At 71.3% G+C, this 21,827-nt stretch carries 23 protein-coding genes; 19 read left to right on the top strand and 4 right to left on the bottom strand.

Annotated elements, in window-relative coordinates:
• The first annotated feature begins 162 nt into the window (after positions 1-162).
• Positions 163-1,902 carry an EAL domain-containing protein gene (locus ACW5DW_RS00305; RefSeq protein WP_457018361.1) on the top strand — a complete coding sequence of 580 codons (1,740 nt, stop codon included), beginning with the start codon at positions 163-165 and terminating at the stop codon, positions 1,900-1,902.
• On the opposite strand, the gene ACW5DW_RS00300 is transcribed toward ACW5DW_RS00305, so the two are convergent.
• From ACW5DW_RS00300 to flgA, 4 genes are all read right to left on the bottom strand, one after another.
• Entirely contained in the window at positions 1,896-3,143 is a 1,248-nt protein-coding gene (locus ACW5DW_RS00300) for an ATP-binding protein (RefSeq protein ID WP_457016510.1), read from the bottom strand. The genes ACW5DW_RS00305 and ACW5DW_RS00300 overlap by 7 nt on opposite strands.
• Positions 3,140-3,487, bottom strand: a complete 348-nt coding sequence (locus ACW5DW_RS00295; RefSeq protein ID WP_457016508.1) for a flagellar protein FlgN — start codon at positions 3,485-3,487, stop codon at positions 3,140-3,142. The genes ACW5DW_RS00300 and ACW5DW_RS00295 overlap by 4 nt, the downstream gene beginning before the upstream one ends.
• Positions 3,488-3,489: 2 nt before the next feature.
• The gene (gene flgM / locus ACW5DW_RS00290) at positions 3,490-3,792 is read right to left on the bottom strand and encodes a flagellar biosynthesis anti-sigma factor FlgM (RefSeq protein ID WP_457016506.1); all 303 of its coding nucleotides are present in this window, start codon (positions 3,790-3,792) and stop codon (positions 3,490-3,492) included.
• Positions 3,793-3,880: 88 nt separating this feature from the next.
• Positions 3,881-4,474: a flagellar basal body P-ring formation chaperone FlgA gene (gene flgA / locus ACW5DW_RS00285; protein WP_457016504.1), complete on the bottom strand. Its 594-nt coding sequence runs from the start codon at positions 4,472-4,474 to the stop codon at positions 3,881-3,883.
• Between the two features lie 703 nt (positions 4,475-5,177).
• Here flgA and ACW5DW_RS00280 point away from each other — a divergent pair.
• The 18 genes from ACW5DW_RS00280 to ACW5DW_RS00195 all read left to right on the top strand — a co-directional run bounded on the left by ACW5DW_RS00280 (position 5,178) and on the right by ACW5DW_RS00195 (position 21,737).
• Positions 5,178-6,098 (top strand): chemotaxis protein CheV, encoded by a 921-nt coding sequence (locus ACW5DW_RS00280; RefSeq protein WP_457016502.1) that lies wholly within the window; start codon positions 5,178-5,180, stop codon positions 6,096-6,098.
• 77 nt (positions 6,099-6,175) lie between these two features.
• Positions 6,176-6,538: a flagellar basal body rod protein FlgB gene (flgB, locus tag ACW5DW_RS00275; RefSeq protein ID WP_457016500.1), complete on the top strand. Its 363-nt coding sequence runs from the start codon at positions 6,176-6,178 to the stop codon at positions 6,536-6,538.
• A gap of 22 nt (positions 6,539-6,560) precedes the next feature.
• A complete protein-coding gene (gene flgC, locus ACW5DW_RS00270; protein WP_457016498.1) occupies positions 6,561-6,968 on the top strand; it encodes a flagellar basal body rod protein FlgC in 408 nt (135 codons plus the stop codon).
• Between the two features lie 23 nt (positions 6,969-6,991).
• Positions 6,992-7,663, top strand: a complete 672-nt coding sequence (locus ACW5DW_RS00265) for a flagellar hook assembly protein FlgD (protein WP_457016497.1) — start codon at positions 6,992-6,994, stop codon at positions 7,661-7,663.
• A 49-nt stretch (positions 7,664-7,712) separates the two neighbouring features.
• Positions 7,713-8,933, top strand: coding sequence for a flagellar hook protein FlgE (gene flgE / locus ACW5DW_RS00260; RefSeq protein WP_457016496.1), 1,221 nt, complete (start codon positions 7,713-7,715; stop codon positions 8,931-8,933).
• 121 nt (positions 8,934-9,054) lie between these two features.
• Positions 9,055-9,801, top strand: coding sequence for a flagellar basal body rod protein FlgF (locus tag ACW5DW_RS00255; protein WP_457016495.1), 747 nt, complete (start codon positions 9,055-9,057; stop codon positions 9,799-9,801).
• Between the two features lie 30 nt (positions 9,802-9,831).
• Positions 9,832-10,617: a flagellar basal-body rod protein FlgG gene (gene flgG / locus ACW5DW_RS00250; protein WP_457016493.1), complete on the top strand. Its 786-nt coding sequence runs from the start codon at positions 9,832-9,834 to the stop codon at positions 10,615-10,617.
• Positions 10,618-10,625: 8 nt separating this feature from the next.
• The gene (gene flgH / locus ACW5DW_RS00245; protein WP_457016491.1) at positions 10,626-11,345 is read left to right on the top strand and encodes a flagellar basal body L-ring protein FlgH; all 720 of its coding nucleotides are present in this window, start codon (positions 10,626-10,628) and stop codon (positions 11,343-11,345) included.
• A 10-nt stretch (positions 11,346-11,355) separates the two neighbouring features.
• Positions 11,356-12,480 (top strand): flagellar basal body P-ring protein FlgI, encoded by a 1,125-nt coding sequence (locus ACW5DW_RS00240; protein ID WP_457016489.1) that lies wholly within the window; start codon positions 11,356-11,358, stop codon positions 12,478-12,480.
• A gap of 7 nt (positions 12,481-12,487) precedes the next feature.
• Complete coding sequence (flgJ, locus tag ACW5DW_RS00235) at positions 12,488-13,567, top strand: flagellar assembly peptidoglycan hydrolase FlgJ (protein ID WP_457016487.1); 1,080 nt, start codon at positions 12,488-12,490, stop codon at positions 13,565-13,567.
• 3 nt (positions 13,568-13,570) lie between these two features.
• Complete coding sequence (gene flgK / locus ACW5DW_RS00230; RefSeq protein WP_457016485.1) at positions 13,571-15,454, top strand: flagellar hook-associated protein FlgK; 1,884 nt, start codon at positions 13,571-13,573, stop codon at positions 15,452-15,454.
• A 24-nt stretch (positions 15,455-15,478) separates the two neighbouring features.
• Positions 15,479-16,666, top strand: coding sequence for a flagellar hook-associated protein FlgL (gene flgL, locus ACW5DW_RS00225; protein WP_457016484.1), 1,188 nt, complete (start codon positions 15,479-15,481; stop codon positions 16,664-16,666).
• A gap of 322 nt (positions 16,667-16,988) precedes the next feature.
• A complete protein-coding gene (locus ACW5DW_RS00220; RefSeq protein ID WP_457016482.1) occupies positions 16,989-18,158 on the top strand; it encodes a flagellin in 1,170 nt (389 codons plus the stop codon).
• Positions 18,159-18,446: 288 nt separating this feature from the next.
• Positions 18,447-19,787 carry a flagellar filament capping protein FliD gene (gene fliD, locus ACW5DW_RS00215; protein ID WP_457016480.1) on the top strand — a complete coding sequence of 447 codons (1,341 nt, stop codon included), beginning with the start codon at positions 18,447-18,449 and terminating at the stop codon, positions 19,785-19,787.
• A gap of 1 nt (position 19,788) precedes the next feature.
• On the top strand, positions 19,789-20,181 hold the full coding sequence (fliS, locus tag ACW5DW_RS00210; protein WP_457016479.1) for a flagellar export chaperone FliS: 393 nt from the start codon (positions 19,789-19,791) through the stop codon (positions 20,179-20,181).
• Positions 20,178-20,459, top strand: a complete 282-nt coding sequence (locus ACW5DW_RS00205; protein ID WP_457016477.1) for a hypothetical protein — start codon at positions 20,178-20,180, stop codon at positions 20,457-20,459. The genes fliS and ACW5DW_RS00205 overlap by 4 nt, the downstream gene beginning before the upstream one ends.
• On the top strand, positions 20,456-21,013 hold the full coding sequence (locus ACW5DW_RS00200; RefSeq protein ID WP_457016475.1) for a PilZ domain-containing protein: 558 nt from the start codon (positions 20,456-20,458) through the stop codon (positions 21,011-21,013). Before ACW5DW_RS00205 ends, ACW5DW_RS00200 begins: the two co-directional genes overlap by 4 nt.
• 91 nt (positions 21,014-21,104) lie before the next feature.
• The gene (locus ACW5DW_RS00195; RefSeq protein WP_457018360.1) at positions 21,105-21,737 is read left to right on the top strand and encodes a response regulator transcription factor; all 633 of its coding nucleotides are present in this window, start codon (positions 21,105-21,107) and stop codon (positions 21,735-21,737) included.
• The last annotated feature ends 90 nt before the right edge of the window (positions 21,738-21,827 follow it).

Here is a 21,827-nt window from a genome sequence, read left to right as displayed (position 1 = left end):
CGCGGATCGGCCGTCGCGGCGTCCGCGCGGGCGACGCGTCCGTACGCCAGGGGCACATCGCAGCCACCGCAGGCCGCATGACCCATGGCCCTGCCGCGCACCACCGCGCCGGCGCGGCATGCCCGCGATGAAGCGGTCGCGTCGACGGGATACCCTTCGGGCATGAATCTCGGCTACCACGAACCCAGCGGCGTCCCGGTCGATCCGGTGACCTCGCTGTACCGGCTTGGCGCAGGCGGGCCCAGCCTGACCGCGTCGCTGGCCGGGGCGCGCGCCAGCAAGCGCAGCCTGGCCATGCTGCACGTCGACATCGACATGCTGCAGCTGGTCAACGCCAACATGGGCGAGGCGGTCGGCGACCAGGTGCTGGCCGCGGTCGCGCAGCGGCTGCGCAAGGCGATGCCGCACGGGGCATCGCTGTGGCGGCTGTCGAGCGACGAGTTCATCGCCTGCATCGCCTACCGCGACGGCGAGCCCAGCGGCGAGGCACTGGCCGAGCTGTTCCGCGACGCGCTGGAAGCGCCGCTGTCGATCCCGCCGTATACGCTGCCGGTAACCGTGTCGATCGGCATCGCGGTGTTCCCCGAGCACGGCGCCGACGCCGCCGCGCTGCTGGCCAGCGCCGAGCGCGCGCTGCTGGAGATCAAGCGCGGCGGCCACAACAACGTCGGGTTGTACTCCGGTGCGTCGGGCAAGGTCGCCTCGGAGGGCGCATTCGCCGGGCGCTTCGTCGAGGCGCTCGGCAACGACGAGATGCGGCTGTACTACCAGCCGCAGGTCGCGGCGCAGGACGGCGGGCTGGTTGGCTTCAGCGCGCTGCTGCGCTGGGATTCGGCCCACCATGGCCTGCTGCGCCCGAACCGCTTCCTGGCCCGGGTGGAACGCGCCGGCCTGTCCAACCGGCTCGGGCTGTGGGTGGTCGATGCGGCGATGCGGCAGCTGGTGACGTGGCGCGAACGCGGCCTGGACTACCTGATGCTGTCGGTGCACCTGGACAGCATGCTGCTGTCGCAGCCCGACTGCCTGGACGTCATCGGCGAACGCCTGCACCGGCACCAGCTGCGCGCGGCCTCGTTCGAGTTCGAAGTGCCCGAAAGCGCGCTTGCGCTGGACGCACACCGCATCCACGACACCCTCGGCGGGCTGCGCGCGCTGGGCGCGACGCTGGCGGTGCAGGATTTCGGCATGGGCGGGCTGAGCTTCGCGGCGCTGGCGCAGTACCCGCTGGACCGGCTCAAGATCGGCCGCAGCTTCATCCGCAACGTCGACAGCGATCCGCGCAGCGCCGCGATCGTGCGCGGCATCATCGCCATGGCCCACCGGCTGGGCATGAAGCTCACCGCCAAGGGCGTGGAGACCGAGGCCGAACTGGGCTTCCTGCGCCGCAACCACTGCGACTTCTTCATCGGCCACCTGTTCAGCCCGCCGCTGCCGGCGGAGCTGCTCGACCCGCTGGTGCAGCGCCGCTTCCTGCTGCCCTCCGCGTTCGCCGCCACCCATCCCGAGCGCACCCTGCTGCTGCTCGACGACGAGGAGAACATGCTGCGCTCGCTGGTGCGCCTGTTCCGCCGCGACGGCTACAAGGTGCTCACCGCCAACACCGTGCGCGAGGCGTTCGACCTGCTGGCCAGCAACACCGTGCAGGTGATCGTGTCCGACCAGCGCATGCCCGACATGAGCGGCACCGAGTTCCTGGCCAAGGTGCGCGACCTGTATCCGGACACGGTGCGGATGGTGCTGTCGGGCTACACCGACCTGGCCACCATCACCGAGGCGATCAACCGCGGCGCGATCTACCGCTTCCTGACCAAGCCCTGGAACGACGACGAGCTGCGCGGCCACATCGAGGCCGCGTTCCGCTCGCACGAGCGCAACGCAGACGGCAGCTACCCCGGCTACTGATCCTGCGCGTCGCTGGCGGCCGGCTGCGTGACCGGCAGCACCACGCGGAAGGTGCTGCCCACGCCGATTTCGCTGGCCACCTCGATGCGGCCGTGGTGCTTGGACACGATGCTGTAGGCGATCGCCAGCCCCAGGCCGGTGCCGCGGCCGATCGGCTTGCTGGTGAAGAACGGATCGAAGATGCGCGGCAGCGCCTCGGCCGGGATCCCGCAGCCGCTGTCGGCAATGCTGACCCAGGCCTCGCCGTCCTCTGCGCCGGTGGTGAGTACGATGGTGCCGCGGTTGTCGATCGACTGGCCGGCGTTGATCAGCAGGCTCATCAGTACCTGGTTGATCTCCGACAGGTGGCATTCCACCAGCGGCAGATCGCCGTAGTGCTTCTCCACCCGCACCTTGTACTTGAGGTCGTTCCAGACGATGTTGAGGGTGGATTCCAGGCCCTTGTGCAGGTCCGAGGGCCGCATCGGATCGCCGCGGCCGACGTAGGAGAACTCCTTCAGGTCCTGCACGATCTTGGTCACGCGCTCGATGCCCTCGCGCGACTCCGCCAGCAGCTTGGGCAGGTCGCCGAGGATGAAGTCGATGTCCAGGCGCTCGCGCTGGGCGCGCACGTCCTGCTGCGCTGCGGCCGGGTCGGGCGCCTGCAGCGCCTCGTCGTGGCATTCGATCAGCGCGAACAGCGCGCCGATGTATTCCTGCAGCGTGCCCAGGTTGGAGTGCACGTAGCCGATCGGGTTGTTGATCTCGTGCGCGACGCCGGCGGCGAGCAGGCCGATCGAGGCCATCTTCTCCGACTGCAGCAGCTGTTCCTGGGTGCCGGCGAGGCGGCGATGCGCGGCCTGCAGCTCGTCGTGGCGACGCTGCAGCTCGGCCTGTCCGGCATTGCGCTGGGACACGTCCTCGAGGGTGACCAGGTGGCGATCGACGCCGTCACGCTGGCCGCCGCGCACCACGATCTCGAGCACCATGCCCGAGGGCGCGGTGACTTCGCCCGCCCAGCGGCCGCTGCTGCGCGCATGCTCCCAGGCGCTCGCCGGCAGCAGCGCCAAAAGATCGTCGGGGCCCTGGCCCGGCAGGGCGCGCTCGGCCAGCGCATGGGCCGAGGCATTGGCAAGCAGCGGGCGGCGATCACCGTCGAGCAGGATCACCGCGTTCTCGGAGGTGCGGAACGCCCAGTCGAGGTCGCCGCAGGCCTGCGCGATGCCGGGGTCGTCCTGCCTGTCGCTGCCGTGTCCGCTCATCCCACTCCGAGACAGCGCGCCTGGGGACGGGCGCCCGGCTGTCCACGCGAATCGTACACGCCGGTGGATTCGACGCGGCCGATATGGCGCAGCGCCCAGCCCACCTCGCGCCGGCGCCGCGACAGCAGCACGCCGTTGGCCTGGTTCTGCTGGCGCAGCGCTTCGAGGCGTTCGGCGGCGATCACGCCCGGTTGCGCCGACTCGGCGCGCCGCAGCGCGTCGAGCTTGGCGGCAGTGGAGCTGAGCAATGCGTCGACGTCGTTCTCCAGCAGCGCCCGGCGCTCGGCGTCGAGGGCGCGTTCGAGCGCTTCGAGCGGATGGTCGGCAACGGCGACGGCGTGCATCGTCAGCCGCCCAGTTGCCGATCGAGGTCGAGCATGCGCGAGGCCACCGCCTGCGCGTCGACCTGGTAACTGCCGTCGGCAATCGCGGCACGCAGCGCGTTGACGCGCGCCACGTCGATGCCGGCCGGGCCGGTGCCGAGCTCGCGCTCCAGCGCCTGCAGGCCTTCGGCCTCGCCGGTGAGGCGGACGCTTTCGGTGGCGGCAACGGGGCCGCGCTCGGCGCCGGCACGCACCGTCGGCACTGGCCGACTGGCCGTTTCGGCGGGCCGTGCGATTGGCCCGGTGCCTTCGATCTTGTGGGTCATGGCTCGCTCCTGGGGGTTCCCTGTCGGGCACTGTAACGGCGCCCGTCGCGGGAACTTGAACCCGAGCTTGAATCGGCCTCCAGGCAGGTCATGGCAGCAGTTCGACCAACCCCTCGGCGACCAGGCGCCCGCGCAGGACGCGGCGCGAGGAGACGTTCTCCACCCCGATGCGGCCACCGGTCTGGGCCGGCCCCAGCGCGCGCCCAGGCATCCGCACCTCGACCCCGCCGGTGCGCGAGACCAGCACCACCGGGTCGCCGCGGCGCAGCGGGGCGCCCAGCGACAGGTCGTTTTCGGTCGGCACCACGCCGGGCGCGAGGGCGCGGCTGGGCACGCGGCCCACCAGCGCCACAGGGTCCTGGAAAGTCTCCCCGCCCGCGGCGCCGACATCCCGGCGCTGCACCACCAACTGCTCGGCGGTGATCGGCACCCCGCTGGCGGCGGGCGTGCGCAGCACCACCACCTCGGCCTCGCGGCGCACGCGCACCGGTACATACAGTTTCCAGCCCGGACTGTCGTCGCAGCGCACCTGGGCGGTGGTCGGACCGGTGGCCACCGCCTGCAGCGGCTGCGTGCAGCGCCGCAGCCGCAGCGAGTGCGCCAGCACCGCTTCAGCCGACTGGGCATCGCCGGCGCCGACGGCGGCCACGGCGGCCTCGGCAATTGATTCCAGTGGCTGCATCGATATCGCCATGGCAGGGCCGGCCACCCAAACCATGGCCAGCCAGAGCCCGAGCACGGCGCGATGGCACGATCGCCGAGCGTGACGCGGCGCCTTGGGTTCGACAACGGGCACGGATTGCTCCTGTGTGACGGGACCTTCGTGGTCTGTGCTGCAAGTGCTGTGCCCGAGTGATGTCCGGCACGGGGTTCGGACGGACGCCGGGCCCCGTCGGCCGGTAGTCGCTTTTCCCTCGGTCAGGGCATCCTGCCCTGACTCGGGCGCGCGCCATCCATGGCGCGCTTGTCGCGACCACCGGCCGCCGAGACCCAGCTCAGCGATCCTTTGTTTTCCCCCTTCGGACAGACGGACCCCTTGCACAGCGCGGCCTTGCAGGTCGCCGGGACCTCTTTCGCCGCCTGCCCGAAGGCGAAGACCGAAAGCATCGAGCCGCAGGGACGCGGGGGGAGATGGTGCAAGCGGCACATGGATGTGCCGCGGCCGCGAGTGCGGACATGGACGTCTGCCCGAGCGGTGCGCCATCTCCCCCCGCGGCGCTGTGGCCCGTCCGGAGCCCGTCGGCACCGCCGCGTCTGCCGCCAGGTAAGGCCGGATCCCCGCGTTCGCGGGGATGACGAGGCTTGCGGCGGTGGTCCGGCGAATCGCGGAGATCCAGGACTCAGGGCGCCTCAAGATCCGGCTGCTGCGGCCGACACCCTGTTCCATGAGCCAGGACCTGCTTGACCGCATCGACCAGCGCACCCGGCTGGCCGGCCACAACCGGCTGGCGCTGCTGCTGTTCCGGCTGGGCAGCCGTCAGCTTTTTGGCGTCAACGTATTCAAGGTCAAGGAAGTGCTGCAGCGGCCGCCGCTGTTCACCCTGCCGCAGCTGCCCAAGGCCTTTGCCGGCGCCGCCGACGTGCGCGGACGCAGCGTGCCCGTGCTCGATCTCGCGCGCGCGATCGGACATGACGGCGAGGACGTGGGCGAGCCCAACTACCTGGTCGTGACCGAGTTCAACCGCACCGTGCAGGGCTTCCTGGTGGCCGGCGTGGACCGGATCGTCAACATCGCCGTCGAACACATCCAGCCCCCGCCCGACCTCGGCGGCGACTGCAACTACCTGACCGGCGTCGCCCGCCACCAGGGCGAGCTGATCCAGCTGATCGACGTGGAAAGCGTGCTGGCCGAGTCGGCCCCGCGCGGCAGCGACCTGGGCACGCTCGCGCCGGTGCCGATGAACGGCGGCCCGCGCGAAGTGCTGGTGGTCGACGACTCGCGCGTGGCCCGCAACCAGATCCGCGCGGTGCTCGAACAGCTGGGGCTGGAGGCGGTGCTGCTCTCGGATGGCCGCCAGGCGCTGGACCACCTGCAGGCGCTGGCCCGCAACGGCGAGCCGCCGGGCGAGCGCTACGCGATGGTGATCTCCGACATCGAGATGCCGGCGATGGACGGCTACACCCTGACGACGGAAATCCGTCGCGACCCGGCCCTGCGCGGCCTGTTCGTGCTGCTGCACACCTCGCTGTCGGGGGTGTTCAACCAGGCCATGGTCGAGCGCGTGGGCGCCGACGACTTCGTGCCCAAGTACTCCGAACGCGAGCTGGCGCAACGGGTCACCGCCCGGGTCAGCGCCCTGGGCTGAGCTCCGGCGGCGCTCGCGGGGCACCGCTGGCACACCGCTTGCCTGTCCTCCAGGGCGTATCCGCCCCCGGAGGGCCCATGTCCGATTTCCTTGGCATCCACGGCACCGCGCTTGCCCTGCGCGAGCAGCGCCTGCAGTTGCTCAGCGCCAACATCGCCAACGCCGACACCCCGGGCTACAAGGCCCAGGACCTGGATTTCAACAGCGCGCTGTCCGCGGCGCTGCACCCGGCCAGTGCGGCCGGCGGCGATGCGATCACCGCCGCCAGCGAGGCCGCGCGCTACACCCGGGCCTCGTCGCAGCCCAGCCTCGACGGCAACACCGTCGACGGCGACCGCGAGAACGCGGTGTTCGCCCAGGCCACCCTCGAATACCGCGCCTCGATGTCCTTCGTCGAGTCCAAGGTGCGCGGAATGCTGACCGCGATCACCGGCCAGTGAGCGCCATGACCGGAGCCCGCCCATGAGCAACCTGCCGATCTTCGACGTCGCCGGTTCGGCGATGAACGCGCAGTCGGTGCGACTGAGCACCATCGCCTCCAACCTGGCCAACGCCAACTCGGTGTCGGGCAACCCCGACGAGGTGTTCCGCGCCAAGCAGCCGGTGTTTTCGGCCACGACCATCGAGGGTAACCCGGCGCTGGCCGGCGTGCGCGTGGACGAAGTGCTGGACAGCAACGCCGCGCCGCTGCGGCGCTACGAACCCGGCCACCCGCTCGCCGACGGCGAGGGCTACGTGTACGCGCCCGACATCGACCCGGTGGCGCAGATGGTCGATCTGATTTCCGCCTCGCGCAGCTACCAGGCCAACGTCGAGGTCTTCAACGCCGCCAAGGAACTGGCGATGGCCACCCTGAACATGGGCCGCTGAGCGCGCCCGCCCGAGGATCCACCATGACCACGATTGCCAATGGCAGCGACTACGCCTCGCTCGGCCTCGGCCAGCAGCAGGCCACGCGCAGCAGCGCGCTCGGCCAGGCCGATTTCCTGCACCTGATGACCGAACAGCTCAAGAACCAGGACCCGCTCAAACCGCTGGACAACAACCAGTTCCTCGGCCAGCTGGCGCAGTTTTCCACCGTGCAGGGCATCGAAGGGATGCAGGGCGCGATGGCGGCGATGGCCAGCGTGATGGAGTCCGACCAGACCCTGCGCGCGGCTTCGCTGGTCGGCCACGACGCCCTGGTCGCGATCGACTCGGTGCCGCTGGCCGCGGGCGCGGGCCTGCGCGGCGAAGTCGTGGCGGCTTCGGCCGGACCGGTCACGCTCGACGTGGTCGACGCCAACGGGGTGCGCGTGCGCCGCATGACGGTGGACGCCACCGCTGCAGGCGCCGCGTCCTTCGAATGGGACGGCCGCGACGAGACCGGCAACACCGTCGCCGCCGGCAGCTACAGCTTCCGCGCCGTCACCGGCGCCAGCGATCCATCGGCCAAGGACGCCGAGCTGCTGCCGATCCGCGCCAGCGCGCGCGTGGACAGCGTTTCGATCGAACCCAACGGACTGTTCCTCAACCTCGCCGGCATGGGCAGCGTCCCGCTGTCGGCGATCCACCGCATCGGCTGACCGCCGCGCGTCCGCGCGACGTGCGGACCTTCCTTCCAAGGAGCACACCATGAGTTTCCTGATCTCGCTGAGCGGCATGAACGCAGCGTCGGCCGACCTCAACATCACCTCCAACAACATCGCCAACTCCAACAGCACCGGCTTCAAGCAATCGCGCGGCGAGTTCGGCGACGTGTTCGCGGCCTCCGCGCACGGCCTGTCGAGCAACACCATCGGCGCCGGCGTGCGCCTGCAGCGCGTGGCCCAGCAGTTCGCCCAGGGCAACGTCGACCACACCGGCAAGTCGCTGGACATGGCGCTGAGCGGTGAGGGCTTCTTCACCCTGGCAGGCGGCGGCGGCATCTCGTATTCGCGCGCCGGCAACTTCGGCGCCGACCGCGAGGGCTACGTGGTCAACCCGACCGGCCAGCGCCTGCAGGTGTTCATGCCCAATGCCAGCGGCGACGGCTTCGACACCGGCCGCATGGGCGACCTGCGCCTGGCCACCGGCGATGCGCCGCCGCGCGCCACCGAGCACGTCTCGCTGGGCCTGAACCTGCCGGGCAACGCCGCCGCGCCGGCGATGGCGCCGTTTGCCGCCAGCGACCCGGAGACCTACAACCACACCACCTCGGTGACCGTGTACGACTCGCTGGGTGCGCCGCATTCGCAGTCGATGTACTTCGTGCGCACCGCCAATGCCAACGAATGGCAGGTGCACACCCAGGTCGACGGCGTCGACGTGGGCGGTGCGCAGACGCTGCAGTATTCCAATACCGGCACCCTGATCACGCCGGCCAACGGCGAGATTGCCCTGCCGACCCACACCATCCCGGGCGGCGCCGCGGCGCTGGACCTGACCCTGGACCTGGAACGCACCACCCAGTACGGCGACCGGTTCGGGGTCTCCGCGCTGATCCAGGACGGCCATTCGACCGGTCGCCTGAGCAACATCGAGGTCTCGGCCGAGGGCGTGGTCAGCGCGCGCTACAGCAACGGCGTGTCCACGCCGCTGGGCCAGGTGGCGTTGACCAACTTCGCCAATCCACAGGGCCTGCAGCCGGTGGGCGACAACGCCTGGGCCGAAACCCACGGCTCCGGCCTGGCCCGGCGCGGCGCGGCCGGCAGCGCCGAGTTCGGCGCGGTCCAGGGCGGCGCGCTGGAAGCCTCCAACGTCAACCTCACCGAGCAGCTGGTGAACATGATCACCGCGCAGCGCAACTTCCAGGCCAACGCACAGATGATCCAGGCCCAGGACGCGCTGACCCAGACGGTCATCAACATCCGCTGACCACGCGGCGCCAGCGGCTGCGGCCCGCTGGCGCCGATCCGCGCGCCGCCGCGGCACGGATGTTGCAGCGGCAGTGGGCAAGGGCGCGACGCGCCCGCCCGACCGCCACAGCGAGGTCCGCATGGACAAGTCCCTCTACATCGCGATGACCGGCGCCAGCGCCACGCTGCGCGGCCAGGCCTCGGTCGCGCACAACCTGGCCAACGTCGACACCACCGGCTTCCAGGCCACCCTGAGCGGCACCGTTGCCGCGCCAGTCGAAGGCCCGGGGCTCGCCTCGCGGGTCGCGGCCTCGCAGCGCACGCTGGGCGTGAGCGACGCCGCCGGCGCGCGCACCACCACCGGCAATCCACTGGATGTCGCGCTCGCACCCGGCCACTGGCTGGCGGTGCAGGACCGCAACGGCGGCGTGGCCTATACCCGCGCCGGCGACCTCCAGCTCAACCAGAACGGCCTGCTGACCACCGCCAGCGGGCTGCAGGTGCTGGACGAAGGCGGCGCGCCGATGGCGCTGCCGCCCAGCGATGCGATCGAGATCGGCGGCGACGGCACCATCTCGGTGGTGCCGCAGGGACAGCCGATGGCGACCATGGCCGCGGTCGGCCGCCTGCAGGTGGTGGCAGTGGCAACCCGCGACATGGCCCGCGGCGACGACGGACTGATGCGGCTGCCGCCGGGCGCCGAACCGCCACCGCCCGCCGCCGGCAACGTGCTGGTCGCCGGCGTGCGCGAAGGCAGCAACGTCGATGCGGCCGGAATGCTGGTGTCGATGATCGAGCTGGCGCGCCAGTTCGAGATGCAGGTACGGGTCTTGCAGAGCGGTGATGAAACCGCCCGCAGCGCCAACACCCTGCTGTCCACGCGCTGAGCGCGACCACTTCACTGACGGAATCCCGCCATGACCCAGGCTCTATGGATCGCCAAGACCGGCCTCGACGCGCAGCAGACGCGCATGGCGGTCATTTCCAACAACCTCGCCAACACCAACACCACCGGTTTCAAGCGCGACCGCGCCAGCTTCGAGGACCTGCTCTACCAGACCACCCGCCAGCCCGGCGGCGCCACCTCCGAGCAGACCAGCCTGCCCACCGGCCTGTCGACCGGCACCGGCGTGCGCGTGGCCGCGACGGCCAAGGAGTTTGCCCAGGGCAGCCTCGGCCAGACCGGCGGCGCGCTGGATGTGGCGATCAACGGCCGCGGCTTCTTCGAGGTGCTGCTGCCCGACGGCAGCACCGCCTACACCCGCGACGGCAGCTTCAAGATCAACGCCCAGGCCGAACTGGTCACCAACTCCGGCTTCCCGGTGCAGCCGGGCCTGCAGCTGCCCGAGGGCGCGCAGTCGATCACCATCGGCGCCGACGGCACGGTCAGCGTGCAGCTGGCCGGCCAGGCCGAGCCGGTGCAGGTCGGCGCGCTGACCATCGCCGATTTCGTCAATCCCGCCGGCCTGCAGGCCAAGGGCGAGAACCTGTTTGTCGAGACCGGCGCCAGCGGCCCGGCGCAGAGCGGCGCGCCCGGCGAGAACGGCACCGGCCTGGTGGTGCAGGGCTCGCTGGAAGGCTCCAACGTCAACGTGGTCGAGGAGCTGGTGTCGATGATCGAGACCCAGCGCGCCTACGAAACCAACGCCAAGGCGATCTCGACCATCGATTCGATGCTCGCCTACCTCAACAACAAGCTGTGAGCACGCCGATGAAAGCGCTCCTCGCCTGCGGCCTCGTGCTCGTCCTAGGCGGCTGCGCCGCCACCATGGGCGACGCGCGTCCCTTCGCCGCGCATGCCGCGCCCGTGCACGGGGCCGCGGCGCCGTTGGGCTATGCGGCGGTGCCGGCAGCCGCGGTGGCCGGCAACGGCGGCGGCTCGATCTATGCCTCGGCCGGCGGCGGCAACCGCGCCATGTCCCTGTTCCAGGACAACAAGGCGCGCAGCGTCGGCGACCTGCTGACCATCGTGCTGGTCGAGAACACCCGCGCCCGCACCAATGCCACCACCGCGGTCAGCAAGGAAAGCGGCGTGGACATCGCTGCGCCAACCATCTTCGGCCAGGACATCACCTACAACGGCCGCCCGCTGCTGCAGGCCGGGATCGAGGGCACGCGCGACTTCGCCGGTCGCGGCGACAGCGCCCAGAGCAACCAGCTGGCCGGCAACATCACCGTCAGCGTCGTCGAGGACCTCGGCAACGGCAACCTGCGCGTGGCCGGCGAGAAGCGCATGCGCCTGAACCAGGGCGACGAGCTGGTGCAGATTCAAGGGCTGGTGCGGGCGGCCGATATCGGACCCGACAACCGGATCAGCTCCGATCGCGTCGGCCAGGCCGAGATCCTCTACGGGGGTCGCGGCACGCTGGCGCGTTCCAACGCGATGGGCTGGCTTGGCCGGTTCTTCAATTCCGCTGCATTCCCGTACTGAGGGCCGCGACATGACACCGACCATCGCGCGCCGCCTGTTTCCCGCCCTGGCCACCTGCCTGCTGGCGGCCCTGCTGTCGACGGCGCCTGCGCCGGCGCAGGCCGAGCGCATCAAGGACCTGGCCCAGGTGGCCGGCGTGCGCGGCAACCCGCTGGTCGGCTACGGCCTGGTGGTGGGCCTGGACGGCAGCGGCGACCGCACCAGCCAGACGCCCTTCACGGTGCAGAGCCTGAAGACCATGCTCGACCAGCTTGGCGTCACCATTCCGCCGGGCGTCAACCCGCAGCTCAAGAACGTGGCCGCGGTGGCGATCCAGGCCGAACTGCCGCCGTTCGCCAAGCCGGGCCAGACCATCAACGTCACCGTTTCCTCGATCGGCAACGCCGGCTCGCTGCGCGGCGGCAGTCTGCTGATGGCGCCGCTCAAGGGCGCCGACGGCCAGGTCTATGCGATCGCGCAGGGCACCCTGGTGGTCAGCGGCTTCGGCGCTTCGGGCCGCGACGGCTCGCGTATCTCCACCAACGCACCCAATGGCGGCAGCATTCCCAACGGCGCCATCGTCGAGCGCGCCGTGCCCGGCGCGGCGCCGAGCGACGTGGTCACGCTCAACCTGCACGAGTACGACTTCACCACCGCCTCGCGCATCGTCACGGCCATCGACAGCGCCTTCGGCCCGGGCCGCGCGCGCGCGCTCGACGGCGTCACCATCGAGGTCACGCCGCCGGCCGGCGACCGCATCGGCTTCCTGGCGCGGCTCGAGACGCTGGACATCACCCCCGGCGCGGCCGCGGCCAAGGTCATCGTCAACGCCCGCACCGGCACCGTGGTCATGGGCGGCGAGGTCAAGGTGATGCCGGCGGCGGTGTCGCACGGCTCGCTCACCGTCTCGGTCACCGAGAGCGTGCAGGTCAGCCAGCCCGGCGCCTTCGGCCGCGGCGGCACCGTGGTCGCGCCGCAGTCCTCGCTGGAAGTGAGCCAGGACGGCGGCCGCATGTTCCTGTTCGAAGGCGGCTCGTCGCTGGAGGCGATCGTGCGTGCGGTCAACGCCGTCGGCGCCGCGCCGGGCGACATTGTCGCGATCCTCGAGGCGCTCAAGCGTGCCGGTGCGCTGCGCGCCGAGCTCGAGGTGATCTGAGTACGCCATGCGCCTGCCCGCCGCCAGCCCGATCGATCTCGCATCCGCGCAGGCCACGCCGCGCGCGGACATCGAGAAGGCGGCGCGCGAGCTGGAAACGCAGTTCGCGCAGATGCTGATCAAGTCGATGCGCAGCGCCTCGCCCGACGGCGGCCTGGGCGGCGACACCCGCTACCGCGACATGTACGACCAGCAGCTGGCGCGCGAGCTGGGCAAGGGCCGCGGGCTGGGCCTGGCGCCGATGATCATGCGCCAGCTCGAACGCAGCAGCGGCGCCACGACCGACGTGTCCACTGGTGCCTTGCCGCTGCGCGCGACCGGCGCGCCTGCCGCGGCGATGCCGCTGGCGCCCAGCGCCGCGATGCCGGCAATGCTGCCGCTTGCGCCCACGCGCTCGGGCGTGTCGATGCCGGGCATGGACCTGCAGGCCTACGCCATGCCGGCGCCGTCGCCCACGCCCGATTTCAACCATGCCGCGTTTGCCGGCGCCGAGGACGCACCGCTGGATGCGAGCTCGCCCGAAGCCTTCGTGCAGTCGATCTGGCCACAGGCGCAGAAGGCCGCGGCCGAACTCGGCGTGCCGGCCAAGGCGCTGGTCGCCCAGGCCGCGCTGGAAACCGGCTGGGGCCGGCGCCTGGCAGGTCGCAAGGACGCCTCGTCGCTGAACCTGTTCGGCATCAAGGCCACCGGCAGCTGGAAGGGCGAGCGCATGAGTTCGCGCACCCACGAGTTCGTCGGCGGCAAGCGCGTCGACGAGCGCGCAGAATTCCGCGCCTATGGCTCGGTGGCCGATAGCTTCGCCGACTACACCCGCCTGATCGGCAAGGACCGCTACGCCGCCGCGCGCGGCACCGGCGGCGACGTGCAGCGCTTTGCCAGCGCGCTGCAGAAGGCCGGCTACGCCACCGATCCGTCCTACGCCGCCAAGATCACCGCGATCGCCAATGGCGCCACACTCAACCGCGCGCTGGCCGCGATGCCCGCGCGCGGCGACGCGGCGCTGCAGTACGCGGCCGCACCGGCGGCAGCACCGGCGATCACCGCCACCAATACCGTCGCGGCGCTCGCCGTCGGCCCCAGGGGATAAACCATGTCCGGCATGCTCAGCTCCGGCACCTCCGCGCTGCTCGCGTTCCAGCGCGCGCTGGGCACCGTCAGCCACAACGTCGCCAACGCCTCGACCCCCGGCTACAGCCGCCAGCGGGTCGAACTGGCTTCGCGCCCGGGCCAGCCCGAGGGCGCCAACTGGGTCGGACAGGGCGTCAGCGCGACCAGCCTGCAGCGGCTTGCCGACGGCCTGGTGTTCGCGCGCCAGGTCGACAGCAGCGGCGAACTCGGCAGGCTCGGGCAGCTGTCCTCGCTGTCCGGCCGCGTCGATGCCCTGGTCTCGGATCCGGCGACGGGCATGACCGCGCAGTGGTCGGCGTTCTTCAACGCCGCCGACGCGCTGGCCGCCGATCCCGGCTCCAGCGTCGCCCGCGGCCAGCTGCTGGCCAGCGGCGAGCAGCTGGCCGGGCGCTGGCGCTCGCTCGACGGCCAGCTGTCCGCGCTCGAGCAGGAGGCCGGGCAGCGCCTGCAGGGCACCGTGTCCGATGCCAACCAGCTGTCGCTGGAGATCGCCGACCTCAACCGCGCCATCCACGCCGGCGGCAGCAAGGTCGCGCCCGACCTGCTCGACGCCCGCGCCCTGCGCATCGAGCGCCTGGCCGGCCTGGTCGGCGCCACCGCAGTGGAGCAGGACGGCGGCATGCTCAACGTGTTCACCGCCGGCGGCCAGCCGCTGGTGCTGGGCGCGCAGTCGATGAAGCTCAGCACCGTGGTCGATCCGCTGCGGCCCGACCGCCAGCTGCTCGCCGTCGACAGCCCCGGCGGCACCGTGCGCCTGCCCTCGTCGAGCGTCTCGGGCGAGATGGGCGGCGTGCTCGAATTCCGCGAGCGCGTGCTCGATCCCGCGCGCGCCGAACTCGGCCGCCTGGCCACCGTGTTCGCGACCTCGTTCAATGCCGCGCAACGTGCCGGCGTGGACTACAACGGCGCGCCCGGCGCCGACTTCTTCGCGCTGTCGCCGCCGCGCGTGGATGCGCATACCGGCAACGGCGGCAGCGCCACGATCAGCCCGCGCATCGACGACGCCTCCACGCTCAAGGGCCACGACCTGGTGCTGCGCTTCGACGGCGCCTGGTCGGCCACCCGCGCCGACACCGGCGAGGCCGTGCCGATGACCGGCAGCGGCACCGCGGCCGATCCGTTCCGCGTCGCGGGCATGGCCTTCGAGGTCGGCGGCACGCCCGCGGCCGGCGATCGTTTCGCGCTGCGCCCCTCGGCCGATGCCGCCGCCAGCCTGCGCGTGGCGCTGACCGATGGCGCGCAGATCGCCGCGGCCTCGCCGCTGCAGGCCGGCGCCGACGCCGGCAATCTCGGCAACGCCCGCGCGGCCTCGGCCCAGGTCACCAATGCCGCGGCGTTCGCAGGCTTCACCGGTGCGACGATCGAGTTCATCGACGCCAACCAGTACACCATCGACGGCAACGGGCCCTACACCTACACCCCCGGCAGTCCGATCGCCGATGCCGCGGGCGGCTGGTCGCTGACGCTGGAAGGTGCGCCCGCGGCCGGCGACAGCTTCAGCCTGGCGCGCACCCCGCCGCGCTCGACCGACAACGGCAATGCGCGCGTGCTGGGCGGGCTCGACCAGCAGGGCATCCTCGACGGCGGCAACCTCTCGCTGACCGCCGGGCTGACCCAGCTGACTGCGCGCGTGGGCACCGACGCGCGCCACGCCAACCTGAGCCATGGGGCGCAGAGCGCGATCCACGCGCAGGTGACCGCCGAGCGCGAGTCGGTGAGCGGCGTGAACCTCGACGAGGAAGCGGCCGACCTGCTGCGCTACCAGCAGGCCTACCAGGCCGCGGCGCAGATCATCGCCACCGCCGACACCATGTTCCAGACGCTGCTGTCGGCCGTGCGCCGCTGAGGATCGATCATGAGCGCTCTAAGAATGTCCACCGCCGCGCTGCACGCCCAGGGCCTGCAGGGGATGCTGCAGCAACAGCAGCGCGTGGCGCGCACCCAGCAGGAGCTGGTCAGTGACAGCAAGCTGCTGCGCGCGGCCGACAACCCCTCCGGGATGGCGCGCGCACAGGGCCTGGATCACGCGCTGGCCTCGCTGCAGCAGCAGGGCAGCAACGCCAACCTGGTCGAGCACCGCCTGCGCACGCAGGAAGGCGCACTGACCGATGTCGGCAGCCAGCTCGATCGCGCGCGCGTGCTGGCGGTGCAGGCCAACAGCGGCGCGCTGTCGGACCAGGACCGCGTCTCGATCGCGGCCGAGCTGCGCGCCGTGCGCAGCGAGCTGCTGGCGATCGCCAACCGCGACGACGGCAACGGCCGGCGCCTGTTCGCCGGCACGCGCGACGGTGTCATTCCCTTTGCCGACAACGCCGGCACGGTGACCTATGCCGGCGACGGCGGACGCAACAGCGTCGAGGTCGGCCCCGACCACTGGGTGTCCGACGGTGACGCCGGCAGCGACGTGTTCCTGCGCGTGCGCACCGGCGACGGCATCCTGCGCGGCAGCGCCGCGGCGGCCAACACCGGCAGCGGCGTGCTGCAGTCCAGCGCGGTCACCGACCACGCGGCCTGGGCCGGGCAGTCGCTGCGCGTGGAGTTCACCGCCGCCGACGCCTGGCGCGTGCTCGACGGCACCGGCAACGAGCTGGCCACCGGCAGCTACACCGACGGCGCCACCATCAGCGCCGGCGGCATGCAGCTCACCCTGACCGGCACGCCCGCGCCGGGCGACAGCTTCGCCATCGAACCTGCGCCCACGCGCGACGTGTTCGCCACCCTGCAGGGCCTGGCCGATGCGCTGGAGGCGCCGGTGTCCACCGCCGCCGAGCGCGCACGGCGCGACAACCTGATCGGCGGCGCGCTGGGCGACATCGCCACCGCGCAGGACCACATGCTGGCGCTGCGCTCGGGCACCGGCACGCGCCTGGCTGCGCTGGACGGCGCCAGCGATACCCGCAGCGCCAGCGACCTCAGCCTGCAGGAGTCGCTGTCGGAACTGCGCGACGTGGATTTCGCCGAAGCCGCAAGCCGCCTGTCGCTGCAGCTCACCGCGCTGGAAGCGGCGCAGAAGACGATGCTGCGCGTGCAGGGAATGTCGCTGTTCGACCGGCTGTAGGCGGCAGCGGACTTTGCGGGGCGGCGCTAGAGCAACGCTGAAAAACTGTCATTTCGAGCGTAGCGAGAAGCACTTTTACAACAGCGAAGCTGGTCAATCCATGCTCTTGCAGTTTCCGAGATTGACCGGCTTCGCCGTTGCAAAGCTCTTCTCACTGCGTTCGGAATGACAAACCGGACTTTCTCAGCGTTGCCCTAAAGCTTGACAGCAGCCTGCCGTTACCCATTTCAGCAGCGGCGAGGACCAATCCCGGTCAGCACCCTGCGAACACCGGCCCAGCCTTCTCGTCGCCGCCGGACCCAACCTTCCAGGAGAAGCTTCCATGTCGTCAGTCATCAACACCAACGTGATGTCGCTCAACGCCCAGCGCAACCTGACCGCGTCCGGCGCCGACCTCGCCACCAGCCTGCAGCGCCTGTCGTCCGGCATGCGCATCAACAGCGCCAAGGACGACGCCGCCGGCCTCGCCATCTCGCAGCGCTTCACCACCCAGATCCGCGGCATGGACCAGGCTGCCCGCAACGCCAACGACGGCATCTCGCTGTCGCAGACCGCCGAAGGCGCGATGGCCGAGATCGGCAACAACCTGCAGCGCATCCGCGAGCTGGCCGTGCAGTCGCGCAACGCCACCAACTCCGCCTCCGACCGCGGCGCGCTGAACGCCGAAGCGCAGCAGCTGCTGGCCGAGATCGACCGCGTCGCCGGCACCACCAACTTCAACGACGTCAAGCTGCTCGACGGCTCGTTCGCAAACCAGAGCTTCCAGGTCGGCGCCAACCAGGGCGAGACGATCGACATCGCAAGCATCGTCAACGCGACGTCGGGCGCACTGGGCAGCTGGACCGAGGTGGGCACCACCACCTATACGCAGACGACTGCCGCGGCGACTGCCACGGCCTTCGCGACCGGCGTGTCCATGACCATCAATGGCGCGACGATCAGCACTGCCGCCGGCGCTGCCGACGCGCCGGCCGCTGCCGCCGCACTGCTGGCAGCGTTCAACACCGCCAAGGCCGACACGGCCGCCAATCCCGGCCTGGCCAACGTGACCATGGCCGCCTCGGGCGCGCTCACCTCGACCGACCAGAACCTGGCCCTGACCAACCTGACCAACGTCAGCGGCGTCACCGCGGGCACCACCGCCGGCGCCGCGACGACCGTCCCGGGCACGGCGCGGAACGGCTTCACCGGCCTCGACATCTCCACCGCGGCAGGTGCCGACAACGCGATGCGCGCGATGGACGGCGCACTGACGGCGATCAACACCGCGCGCGCCGACATGGGTGCCATCCAGAACCGCTTCACCTCGGTCGTGGCCAACCTGTCGACCTCTTCCGAGAACCTGTCGGCCGCGCGCAGCCGGATCCAGGACGCCGACTTCGCCAAGGAATCGGCGCAGCTCAGCCGCAACCAGATCCTGCAGCAGGCCGGTACCGCCATGCTGGCCCAGGCCAACCAGTCCACGCAGAACGTGCTCAGCCTGCTGCGCTGATGCTCCAAGCGGGTGCGGCCCAGGCCGCGCCCGCGCTTTCACGGGCACGGCGGCATTGCGCTCGCCGGGCCAGTCTTCAAGTCTCTCCAGCCATACCTTTTCCCCGCAGGCGCTGCGCAAGCCGCGCACCATGCCGCCAGCCGCGGCTTGCGCAGCGCCTGCGGGGCGCTTTTTCCAACGCAGCACCCCCCCAATCCCCTTGCTCGAGGAGCCCGCCATGCATCGCCAGCGCACTGAACGCCAGGTCCATGCCGCCGCCTCGACGCACGCCTGCCGGCAGGCAGCGCGATGAGCACCACCATCGGCACCGCCGGCAAGCTCGACGTGGCGACCATGGTCGCTCAGCTGGTTGCCGCCGACCGCGCCCAGCCCGACGCCCGCATCGCGCGCGGCGAGCGCCAGGTCAACTCCCAGATTTCCGCGATCGGCACGCTGCGCAGCGCGTTTTCCGCGCTCGGCACCGCCGTCAACGCACTCAGCTCGACCGACAACCTGCAGGCACGCAAGGCGATCCTGCCGGCCGATGCCAATTTTGCCGCGACCACCAGCGCCGGCGCCGCCGCCGGCCGCTACCAGATCGAAGTGCTGGCCCTGGCCAGCGCGCAGAAGCTCACCTCCGGCGCCTTCGCCGCCGACGCGGCGGTGGGCACGGGCACGCTCACCATCAGCGCCGGCGACACCACGCTCAGCATCGAGATTGCCGCGCCCGACAACACCCTGGCCGGCATCCGCGACGCGATCAACGCCGCTGCCGGCGGCAAGACCGTCACCGCCAGCATCGTCACCGGCGACGACGGCCCGCACCTGGTGCTCAACGCGGTCGACACCGGCAGCGCCGGCGCGCTGAAGATCAGCGCCAGCGGCGGCGACGGTGGCCTGTCCGCGCTCAGCTACGATCCCGACGGTGCCTCCGGCCTGTCGCAGCTGCTGCCCGCCGCCGATGCCCGCATCCGGGTCGATGGCATCGAGCGCACCAGCTCGTCCAACACCGTGACCGACCTGATCGACAAGGTCAGCCTGACCTTCACCAAGGCCGAGCCGGGCGTGGCCCGAGAACTGCGCATCGAGGGCGACGCCAGCCTGCAGCGCAATTCGGTCAAGGGCTTCGTCAGCGCCTACAACGCCGCGCTCGGCGCGATCGGGCAGGTCACCGCCTACAACGTCGAGGCCAAGACCGCGGCGGCGCTCAACGGCGATGCGATGGTGCGCAACGCCACGCGCGAACTGCGCGACATCCTTGGCGACAACGTCATGGACCTCAAGGCGATCGGCATCACGATCAACAAGGACGGCACGCTCAAGCTCGATGAGGCCGCCTTCGACCAGGGCATGGCTGCCAGCCCCGAGGCTGCGTCGCGCCTGTTCGCCGCCGGCGGCCTGGCCGGCAAGGTCGATGCGGTGGTCGACCGCCTGATCGACCCGGACGGACTGCTGGCCGGCCGCAGCGAGAGCCTGAATGCACGCAGCAAGACGCTGGCCAGCCAGCGCAGCTCGCTCGACTTCCGCATGAGCCAGGCCGAATCGCGCTACCGCACCCAGTTCACCGCGCTCGACGTGCTGCTGAGCTCGCTCCAGAGCAGCAGCGACTTCCTCACCCAGCAGCTCGCCACGCGCAGCTCAACGGACTGACATGAACGCCCGCAACCTCGCCAACCAGTACCGGCAAACCGGCGTGTCCAGCGCGGCGCTCGACGCCAGCCCGCACCGGCTGATCGCGCTGATGCTCGCCGGCGCGCGTGAACGCGCGCGCCTGGCCGCCGCCTGCCTCAAGCGCGGCGACCTGCCGCGCAAGTCGCAGGCGATCAGCGATGCCAGCGCCATCATCGGTGGCCTCAATGGCGCACTGAACCTGGAAGCCGGCGGCGAGATCGCCGATGGCCTGCAGGCGCTGTACGACTACGCGCAGCGGCGCCTGCTCGCGGCCAACGCCGAGAACGATGCCGCGCCGCTGCAGGAGGTCGACGACCTGCTCGGCGACATCGAATCGGCCTGGCTGGCGATCGCGCCACCGGAGACGGCATGACCCCGGTCCTGCCCGTCGCCGAAGTCCGCGCCGCGATCGCGGCCGAGGACTGGACGCTGGCCACCGCGCTGCTGCAGGCGCACGGTGCCGCCGTGGCCGCCGCGCTGGCCACGGTCGATTTCAACAAAACGCCACACGCGCCCTGGCTGGAACTGCTCGACGCCCAGCAGGCGCTCACCGATGAAATCCGCCAGGCGCGCGACGAGGTGATGCGCGCCATCGGCAAGCTCGGCCAGGACCAGCGCGGCGCGCGCGCCTGGCAGCAGGCGCTGGCATGACCACCCCGGCGGACGCGGCCCGGCTCCTGTTTGGCGACACGCTCGCCTGCGAGGAACTGCGCCCGGCCGCCTTCGTGTCGGGGTCCGCGCACACCGGCCCGATGCTGGCCGCCAGCGGCGAGGCGCTGCTGCGCGCGCTGGCCGTGGTCGAGGACGGGCCGCGGCCCGAAGAACCCGAATCCGGCGACCACGCCCTGCCCCGCATCGAAGCCAAGCTCGACCTGCTGACCACCCTGGTGGCCGGCCTGTGCCGGATCGACGACGACCCGGTGCTTGCGCTGCAGTGGTCGGCGCGCGGCGCATGTCTGGTGCTGGACGACCCGCCGCCGATCGGCAGCCCCGGCCTGTTCCGGGTGCGTCCGGCCGACTGGCTGCCCTCGACCCTGCTGCTGCCCGCCACCGCGATCGCGCACGAACCCGCCGAGGGCGGCGTGCGCGTCTGGCTGCGCTTCGACGCGCTGCCGGCGGTGCTGGAGGCCGCGCTGGAGCGCCACCTGTTCCGCATCCACCGCCGCGCCGTGGCGGAAAGCCGGCGCCCGCGCCAGGGCTTCTGAGCAACCTGTCACACTTCTACCCGGCCTGCGCGCAAGTCGCCGCGCGGCCCCGCTATGGTGGCGTTGGCGAGGCAGAGGGTGCGATGCGTTGCTGAAAGTATTGATCTGCGATGACCACACGCTGGTGCGCGCCGGCCTGCGCCGGCTGCTGGACTCCTTCGCCGACATCGAAGTGGTGGCCGAGGCCAGCAATGCCGACGAAGCGGTGCTCCGTGCCCGCGAGTCGCTGCCCGACATCATCCTGCTCGACCTGTCGATGCCCGGCCGCAGCGGCTTCGACGCCCTGGCCGAGCTGCGCCAGACCAGCCCCGAGTGCGCGGTGGTGATCATGTCGATGCATGACGACGCGCTGCACGTGCGCGAGGCGCTGGCGCGCGGCGCGATCGGCTTCGTGGTCAAGGAGGCCGCGCCGGCCGAGCTGGAAATCGCGATCCGCGCCGCCGCCGCCGGACGCACCTACCTCAGCCCGCAGGTTTCGGCACCGCAATTGCAGGGCTACCGCAGCGGAGCCCCTGGCGAGGGCAACGTCGACGCGCTGCCGCGGCGCCAGCGCGAGATCCTCGACGCGCTGGGCGCCGGCCGCACCACCAAGCAGATCGCCGGCGACCTGGGGATCAGCATCAAGACCGTGGAAACCCACCGCGCGCGGATCATGGAGACGCTGGGCTGCCGCAATGCCGGCGAACTGCTGCGCATCGCCATGCGCCTGCACGACCGGCCCTGAGCCGGTCGGCACAAAGCGCCGCGTCGCGTCACTTCGATGCAGCGCCGCGTCGGAAACACGACGCGATGTAGGGGAATCCCCGACACCCCG

The sequence above is a fragment of the Luteimonas sp. A482 genome (assembly GCF_054072655.1).
The sequence above is the reverse complement of the archived record's forward strand: the minus strand, read 5'-3'. Positions and strand labels throughout refer to the sequence as shown.